The following is an 8,852-nucleotide window of genomic DNA, read 5'->3' as shown; positions in this document are numbered from 1 at the left end:
CGAAGGAGGGAGCACCGTGGCTCCAAAACGCCCGCGCACCAGGCCGCTCGGCGTCAACACGTGGGTGTGGACGTCGCCCCTGACGGACGACTCGTTGCGGGAGATCGCCGCGCGCGCGGCCGGCTGGGGGTTCGACGTCCTCGAGCTTCCGGTCGAGCAGCCCGGCGACTGGGACCCCCGCCGGGCGGCCGGGATTCTCGCGGACCACGGGCTCGCGGCCAGTGTCTCGCTCGTCATGGGCCCCGGGCGCGAGCTCGTGACCGCCGACCCGGCGACCGTCGCCGCGACCCAGGACTACCTGCGTCACGTCGTGGACGTCGCCCGTACCGTCGGGGCGCCGGTGATCGGCGGCCCGGCCTACGCCTCGGTGGGCCGCACCTGGCGGATGACGCCGGCCGAGCGCTCGGCCGCGTACGCCGAACTCGCGGAGAACCTCGGCCCGGTCGTGGAGCACGCCGCCGCCGCGGGCGTCGTCGTGGGCCTCGAACCCCTGAACCGGTACGAGACCAGCCTGATCAACACCGTCGACCAGGCGCTCGAGGTGGTCCGGGAGCTCCCGCCGGAGGGCATCGGGCTGATGCTCGACGTCTACCACATGAACATCGAGGAGAAGGACCTGCCCGCGGCCGTCGCGCGGGCGGGTGACCGGATCGCGCACGTGCAGGTCTGCGGCAACGACCGCGGCGCGCCGGGAGACGACCACCTCGACTGGCCCGCGCTGCTCGGCGCGCTCGACGCGACGGCCTACGACGGCCCGCTCGTGATCGAGTCGTTCACCGCCGACAACGCGACCATCGCCACCGCGGCCTCGATCTGGCGGCCGCTGGCGAGCACGCAGGACGCCATCGCGGTCGATGGCCTCGCCTACCTGAGGGGGGTGATGCGGTAGCCGTCACAGCACGTCAGCAGGACACGGCGGGCGCACCGACGCGTCCGCCGCGCACCACCGCCGGCGCCGGCACGCCGCGGGATCGACCAGCCCTCCCGACGGAGCAGTCCGTCGGGTACACACGTCGACCTGCCCTGGAGGCATCACGATGACCGCAGTACGAGGTCTCACCCGGAGACTTGTCGCCGGCCTGGCGGGCGGAGCGCTGGCGCTCACGCTCGCGTCCGCGCCACCGGCCGCGGCGCACGACGGGCCGCACGCTCCCGGCGAGGAGCACAAGGTCCTGATCTTCACCAAGACCACGCAGTACCGGCACGCCGACGCGATCGACCAGGGCACGCCCGTGCTCGAGGCCGCCTTCGCCGAGGTGGGGATCCTGTCCGACCACACCGAGGACTCGACCGTCTTCAACGACACGGACCTCGCCCAGTACGACGCCCTGGTCATGTTCCAGACCTCCGGCGATCCCTGGAATGCCGACCAGAAGGCCGCGCTCGAGCGTTACCAGCAGGCGGGCGGTGGCATCGTCGCCATCCACAACGCCACGGACATGCGCGGGAACTACGCGTGGTGGGACGACATGATCGGCGCACTGATGCCCGGTCACGCCGCCACGGGGACCGACCCGGGCCAGCCGGGCACGGTGCGTGTCGAGGACCGCACGCACGCGTCCACCGAGCACCTGCCGCAGCGCTGGGAGCGCGCCGACGAGTGGTACAACTACTCGGCCAACGTCCGCGGCGAGGCGCACGTGCTGGCCACCATGGACGAGAGCACGTACGACCCGGGCCCCAACGCCATGGGCGCCGACCACCCGATCTCCTGGTGCAAGCCGTACGACGGCGGGCGCGCCTGGATGACGGGCATGGGGCACTTCGGCTCGCACTACACCGACGAGCCGGATCTCGTGCAGCACATCGTCGGCGGCGTCCAGTGGGCCGGGGGCCTCGTGGAGAGCGACTGCGGCGGCACCGACTGGAACCAGTTCGAGAAGGTCGCGCTCGACACCAACACGAGCGCCCCGTTCGCGATGGACGTCGCTCCTGACGGCCGGGTGTTCTACACCGAGCTCGTCAAGGGGCAGATCCGCGTCTACGACCCGCGCACGCAGGGCACGACGACCGCGATCACGATCCCGGTGTACTCCGGCGGTGAGGACGGCCTGCTCGGCCTCGCGCTCGACGAGGACTTCGAGAACAACGGGTACCTCTACCAGTACTACGCGCCCGAGAGCGACGACGACACCGACCCCGCGAACTTCGTCAGCCGCCTGTCCCGGTTCACGGTCACCGGTGACGAGCCGGGCGCCACGGTCATCGACCCGGCCTCGGAGGAGGTCCTGCTCGAGGTGCCCGCGCGGCGCCTGCCGGACGAGCCGGGCCACACCGGCGGCGGCGTCATCGTCGACCAGGCGACGGGGGACCTGTACCTCGGCGTCGGCGACGACGTGAACCCGCACTCCGAGCCCTCGGGCGGCTACGCCCCGCTCTCCGAGCGCGACGGGACGTTCCACGACGCGCGCGCCACGTCCGCGAACACCAACGACCTGCGCGGCAAGGTGCTGCGCATCCATCCCGAGGACGACGGCACGTACACGATCCCCGAGGGCAACCTGTTCGCGCCGGGTACCGCGAAGACCATGCCCGAGATCTACGCCATGGGCTTCCGAAACCCGTTCCGTTTCACCCTCGACCCGGAGTCGGGCGCACTCGGCGTGGCCGACTACTCGCCCGACAACAACACCGACGACCCGGACGAGCGCGGCCCGGCGGGCATCGCGGAGTGGAACCTGATCAAGGAACCGGGCTTCTTCGGCTGGCCCCTGTGCATGGGCGACAACGAGCCGTTCCGCGACGTCGACTACCGCACGAGCCCGGTCACCGTCGGTGACTACTTCGACTGCGACGCCCCGGTCAACGACTCGGTCCGGAACACCGGCCTGACCGAGCTGCCCCCGGCCCAGCCGGCGGACATGTGGTACGGCTACCAGCGCACGTCGGCACCGGGGATCATCGACGCCGGGAGCGGCCTGGCCCCGATGGGCGGCCCGTTCTACGACTTCGACGCCGCGCTCGACTCCGACGTCAAGTTCCCCGAGTACTACGACGGCAAGCCCTTCTTCTACGACTGGGCGCGCAACGAGATGTACTCGATGGACCTCGTCGACGGCGGAGCGGCGTCGGGGGCCTCGGACGTCGAGAAGGTCAACCCGTTCCTGCCGACGGAGGAGTTCCTCGCGCCGATCGACTCCGAGTTCGGGCCGGACGGCGCGCTGTACATGCTCGACTGGGGCGGCGGCTACGGCCGCGACAACCCGGACTCCGGCCTGCACCGGATCGACTACATCTCCGGTTCCCGCTCTCCGGTGGCCGCACCCGTGGCGACGCCCGACTCGGGCACCGCGCCCCTCGAGGTGACGTTCGACGGCGCCGCCAGTTCCGACCCGGAGGGCGAGGACCTCACGTTCGCGTGGGACTTCGACGGCGACGGCACCACGGACTCGTCCGACGTCGCCCCGACGCACACCTACACCGGGAACGGCGTGTTCGACGCGCGGCTCACGGTCACGGACCCGGCGGGCAAGACGGGGACGGCCACCGTGCCGATCACGGTCGGCAACACGCGCCCCGAGGTCGATTTCGGTCTGCCGCCGACCGGCTCGTTCTTCCACTTCGGGGACACGATCCCGTGGGACGTCGAGGTGACGGACGCGGAGGACTCGCCGGACGGCTCGGAGATCGACGACGCCGACGTGATCATCCAGCCGGCGCTGGGCCACGACGCCCACGCGCACCCGGCCGAGCCGCTGCAGGGCCGTACGGGAGAGGTCGAGACGAGCCTCGGCGGTGGCCACGGCGAGGGCATGAACGTCTTCTACGTGATCGACGCCCGCTACACCGACGGCGGGGGTGAGGGCGGTGTCCCGGCGCTGACGGGCTCGGACACGACCCTCGTGTTCGGGCAGCAGCGGGAGGCCGAGTTCCACACCGCGAGCGAGGGGACGGCGACCGAGCCGAGCCGCGACATCGAGGGCGGAGGCTCCGTGATCGCGGGCGCCGACGGCGCCTGGGCCTCGTACGACCCGATGAGCCTGCACGGGGTGGACGCGCTGACGCTGCGCGTGGCCGGCGCGTCGGCGGGAGCCGTCGAGCTGCGCCGGGACGCACCGGACGGCGAACTGCTCGGCACCGCCGAGGTCCCGGCCACGGGTCTCGGCACCTTCACGGACGTACGCGTCGATGTCGCGGACCCGGGGGAGAGCTTCACCCTCTACGTGGTCTTCCCCGGCGCCGGCGAGCGTCACCTGAACTTCATCGAGGCGCACGGCAAGGGCGCCTCCTCCACGACGCGCCCCGAGGTCGCGGTGACGGCACCCGAGGCGGGCGTACAGCTCGAGCAGGGGCAGATCACGGTCGCGGCCGACGCCACGGACGCGGAGAACACCGTCGCCGAGGTGGAGTTCTTCGTCGACGGGGAGTCCATCGGCACTGACACCGCGGCGCCGTACGAGGCGACGTGGGACGTCACCGCGGACGGCTACTACCACCTGACCGCGGTCGCGACCAACGACCAGGGGCTCAGCACGACGTCCCGCGTGGTCGAGGCCCAGGTCGGTGAGCTGTTCGGCGGGATGCGGACGTTCAGCAACGCCGACGGCACGTTCGAGCAGCTGGGGCAGGGTGCGTACCGCATCACGTCCGGCGGCGCGAACATGTGGCAGGGCACCAACGAGTACTCGACGATCTACCGCGAGGCGGGGGCCGGCGAGCAGTGGTCCGCCACGGTACGGATCGACAGCCAGGAGAACTCGCACACCTCGGCGAAGGCCGGAATCATCGTCCGCAACGACGTCACCCAGACGTCCGGCTCGGCCGGTTACGCCGCCCTCGCCATGCGGCCCAGCGGCGGCTTCGAGTGGCTGCGGGGCAACGCCGACGGGCAGCTGGTCACCTCGAGCTCGGCGAGCACGACGAGCTACCCGGCCTGGGTGCGGCTCGTACGCGACGGCGACCAGTACTCGGCCTACTGGAGCAAGGACGGCGAGAACTTCACGAGGATCGGTGAGCCGGAGACGCTCCCCGGTGCGGCGTCCGTCCAGGACGTCGGGCTCTTCGTCACGGCTCACAGCACGACGGCGACCAGTGCGGTGGAGTTCGCCGGCTTCGCGTTCGACGACGACCCGGCAGGCCCGGGAGACACCGACCCGCCGCAGTGCCTCGCGCAGGACCCCTCGGACGAGTTCGACGGCGAGGAGCTCGACCCGCGCTGGACCGTCGTCCGCCAGGGCGAGGGGGAGCCGATCACCCTCGCCGACGGCCACGCCGTCCTCCCGGTCGTGGAGGGCGACATCAACGAGGACGCGACCGGGCCGATCAGCTATCTCGGTCAGGTCGCTCCGGAAGGACCCTGGACGATCGAGACCAAGATCGAGATCCCGCACGACCGGCACTGGCAGCACGCGGGCCTCCTGGTCAGCTCGGGAGACGACGACTACACCAAGTTCGCCTTCACCAAGAACCCGAGCGGTAACCGGTTCGTCGAGTTCCAGACGGAGAGCGGGGCCGAGCGGGTCTGGCACGGGCGCTCGGACGTCCAGACGGACTTCCCGACGAGCATCCACCTGCGTCTCGTGTCGGACGGTGACGTCATCAGGGCCGCCTACTCCGCTGACGACGTGGTCTGGACGACGCTCGTCGGCGAGGCGCCGGTCGTACCGGGCGCGACCTTCGGCGTGATGGCCGGTGGGGACACGGCGCCCACCAGGGTGAGCGCACTCGTCGACTACGTCCGTATCACCGGGGACAACGTCGATGACGGCAGCCGCGAGCCCGGCGACGAGTTCGAGGGCGACGCCCTGGACGGGTGCCGGTGGAACGCCGTGGTCCGTTACGACGGCGGGAAGGTCGCGGTCGAGGACGGCGCTCTGCGCATCACGACGCAGCCGGGCGACATCAACGGGACGGCGAACGAGGACCCGCGGAACTTCGTTCTCCAGGAGGCGCCGGAAGGCGACTGGGTCGCCGAGACGCGGATCGACGCTCCGCTCGCGCACCGCTGGCAGCTCACCGGACTCCTCGCTCATGCCGACGACGACAACTACGTCAAGCTCGACGTCGTGGCGAGGAACGTTCCCGGCGAGGCGCTCGACCTCGGCGCGGAACTGGTGTCGGAGCAGGGCGCGGAGTTCGGTGCGGGCGGCAACCGCGCGCTCGACATCGCGGAGACGACCGAGTCCGGCTACTGGTACCTGCGCCTGGCGAAGACGGGCGACAGCTACCAGGGCTGGGTGAGCGACGGCGGGGTGAACTGGGAACCGCTCGGCGATCCCGTGACGTCCGAGGTGCCGTTGACGTCGATCGGCGTGATGGCGATCGGTCCGCAGCAGGAGACGCCCGTCACGGTCGCGTTCGACTGGTTCCGTCTGACCACGTCGTAGACCGGGGTGGTGCCGGCCACCCCGTGCCGCGGCCACCGGTGCGCTCTCGCGCGCCGGTGGCCGCCTGGCCGTGGCGCCGGTGTCCGCTGCTGCGAGAGGCCACCCGCGAGACCTACTCGGGGTGTGTCCCCGTGCCTGACGGGGTCGTGGAGCGCTCCAGCGCGAGCCACGTGCTCACGACGGTGTCGGGGTTCAGCGAGACGGAGTCGATCCCGCGTTCCACGAGCCACTGCGCGAAGTCCGTGTGGTCGGACGGGCCCTGGCCGCAGATGCCGATGTACTTGCCGTGGCGGCGGCATGCGTCGATCGCGAGGCCGAGGAGCTTCCGGACCGCGCCGTCGCGTTCGTCGAAGGCGTGGGCGACGAGCGCGGAGTCCCGGTCGAGTCCGAGGGTGAGCTGGGTCATGTCGTTCGACCCGATGGAGAATCCGTCGAAGTACTGCAGGAACTCGTCGGCGAGCAGGGCGTTGGACGGGAGCTCGCACATCATCACGAGCTCCAGGCCGTTCTCGCCGCGACGCAGGCCGTTCTCGGCGAGCAGGGCGACGACGGCCGCGGCCTCGTCGAGTGTGCGGACGAACGGGACCATGATGCGCACGTTGGTCAGGCCCATGTCGTCGCGCACACGCCGCAGGGCCTCGCACTCCATGTCGAAGCACTCGCGGAAGTCGGGCGAGAGATATCGCGACGCGCCCCGGTACCCGATCATGGGGTTCTCCTCGTCGGGCTCGTACAGGGGCCCGCCGAGAAGGTTGGCGTACTCGTTGGACTTGAAGTCACTCAGCCGCACGATGACGGGTTCGGGCGCGAACGCGGCGGCGATCGTCGACACGCCCTCGGCGACGCGCTGGACGAAGTACTCACGCGGGGAGGGGTAGGCGCCGACCCGGCGGCGGACCTCGTCCCGCAGATCGCCGGGCAGTTCGTCCGCCGCGAGGAGCGCACGCGGGTGGATCCCGATCTGCCGGTTGATGATGAACTCGAGCCGGGCCAGCCCGACACCGTGGTGGGGCAGTCTCGAGAAGGAGAACGCCTGGTCCGGCGTACCGACGTTCATCATGACCTTCACCGGCGGCTCGGGCATGGCGTCGAGCCTCGTCTCTTCCTCGTCGAACGCCAGCAGCCCCTCGTAGACGCGTCCCTCGTCGCCCTCCGCGCACGAGACGGTGACGTCCTGCCCGTCGACCAGCACCCGCGTGGCCGACCCGGTACCCACGACGGCGGGGATGCCCAGCTCGCGCGCGATGATCGCGGCGTGGCAGGTGCGTCCGCCGCGGTCGGTCACGATCGCCGCGGCGCGTTTCATGATCGGTTCCCAGTCCGGGTCGGTCATGTCCGCGACGAGCACGTCGCCGGGTGTGAAGCCCTCCATCTGCTCGATCGAGGACAGCACGCGCACGCGGCCGGCGCCGATCTTCTGCCCGATGGCGCGCCCTTCGAGGAGCAGCGGACCTTCGCCACGGAGCGTGAACCGGCGCAGGACGTTCATCGACTCGCGCGACACGACGGTCTCGGGACGTGCCTGCAGGACGTAGAGCCCGCCGTCGACGCCGTCCTTGCCCCACTCGATGTCCATCGGGCGCCCGTAGTGCTTCTCGATGACCAGGGCGATGCGGCCGAGTTCCTCGACGTCGGCGTCGGTGAGCGAGAAGCGCGCCCGGTCGGCGGGATCGACGTCGGCGAACACGGTGCTGCCTCCCACGTGCCGGCCGGCGGCGTACCGCATGGCGACCGCCTTCTCACCGACCGAGCGCTTGAGGATCGCGGGCCGGCCCGCACGCAGGGCGGGCTTGTAGACGTAGAACTCGTCCGGGTTGACGGCGCCCTGCACGACCGCCTCGCCGAGCCCGTACGAGCTCGTGACGAAGATCGCCTGGTCGAATCCCGACTCGGTGTCGACCGTGAACATGACCCCGGAGGCACCCACGTCGGAGCGGACCATCCGCTGGACTCCGGCCGACAGTGCGACGTCATGGTGGCGGAAACCGTGGTGCGCCCGGTAGGCGATCGCACGGTCGTTGTAGAGCGACGCGAAGACCGCGCGCACGGCGTGCAGCACGTTGTCGACGCCGCCGATGTTGAGGAAGGTCTCCTGCTGCCCGGCGAACGACGCATCGGGCAGGTCCTCCGCCGTGGCGCTGGAGCGCACCGCCCACGTCACGCGCTCCGGGTCGGGATCCTCCGCGACGAGCTTCGCGTAGGCCGCTCTGATGTCGGTCTCCACGTCGGCGGGGAACGGCTGCGCCTCGATCCAGCCGCGCACGGAGGCACCGACACGTGCGAGCCCGGCGACGTCGTCGGTGTCCAGGCCGTCGACCGCGGCGCGGATGCGCTCCCCGAGGCCGCCGTGTGCGAGGAAACGCCGGTATGCTTCCGCGGTCGTCGCGAACCCGCGCGGCACGCGGACGCCGGCGGCCGCGAGCTGGGACACCATCTCTCCCAGGGAGGCGTTCTTGCCGCCGACCTTGGCCAGGTCGAACATGCCGATATCGTCGAACCAGGCGATGTTGGACATCGTCGTCCCCT

Annotated in this window: 3 protein-coding genes; 2 read left to right on the top strand and 1 reads right to left on the bottom strand. The window is 71.0% G+C overall.

Annotated features, from left to right (window positions below; genetic code table 11):
- The first annotated feature begins 16 nt into the window (after nucleotides 1–16).
- Together ACYVK5_RS06640 and ACYVK5_RS06635 are read left to right on the top strand one after the other, a co-directional pair.
- Nucleotides 17–889 carry a sugar phosphate isomerase/epimerase family protein gene (locus tag ACYVK5_RS06640; protein WP_460703082.1) on the top strand — a complete coding sequence of 291 codons (873 nt, stop codon included), beginning with the start codon at nucleotides 17–19 and terminating at the stop codon, nucleotides 887–889.
- Between the two features lie 148 nt (nucleotides 890–1,037).
- Complete coding sequence (locus ACYVK5_RS06635) at nucleotides 1,038–6,326, top strand: ThuA domain-containing protein (RefSeq protein ID WP_460703080.1); 5,289 nt, start codon at nucleotides 1,038–1,040, stop codon at nucleotides 6,324–6,326.
- Nucleotides 6,327–6,438: 112 nt separating this feature from the next.
- Here ACYVK5_RS06635 and ppsA read toward each other — a convergent pair whose 3' ends face one another.
- The gene (gene ppsA / locus ACYVK5_RS06630; RefSeq protein WP_460703078.1) at nucleotides 6,439–8,841 is read right to left on the bottom strand and encodes a phosphoenolpyruvate synthase; all 2,403 of its coding nucleotides are present in this window, start codon (nucleotides 8,839–8,841) and stop codon (nucleotides 6,439–6,441) included.
- Between the last annotated feature and the right edge of the window lie 11 nt (nucleotides 8,842–8,852).

This window comes from Myceligenerans halotolerans (genome assembly GCF_054782975.1).
This window is presented reverse-complemented; position numbering and strand designations above follow the sequence as displayed.

Excerpts from the sequence above, each read along its gene's own strand:
- ACYVK5_RS06635 (WP_460703080.1), top strand. The coding sequence starts at position 1,038 with ATGACCGCAGTACGAGGTCTCACCCGGAGACTTGTCGCCGGCCTGGCG.
- ppsA (WP_460703078.1), bottom strand. The coding sequence starts at position 8,841 with ATGTCCAACATCGCCTGGTTCGACGATATCGGCATGTTCGACCTGGCC.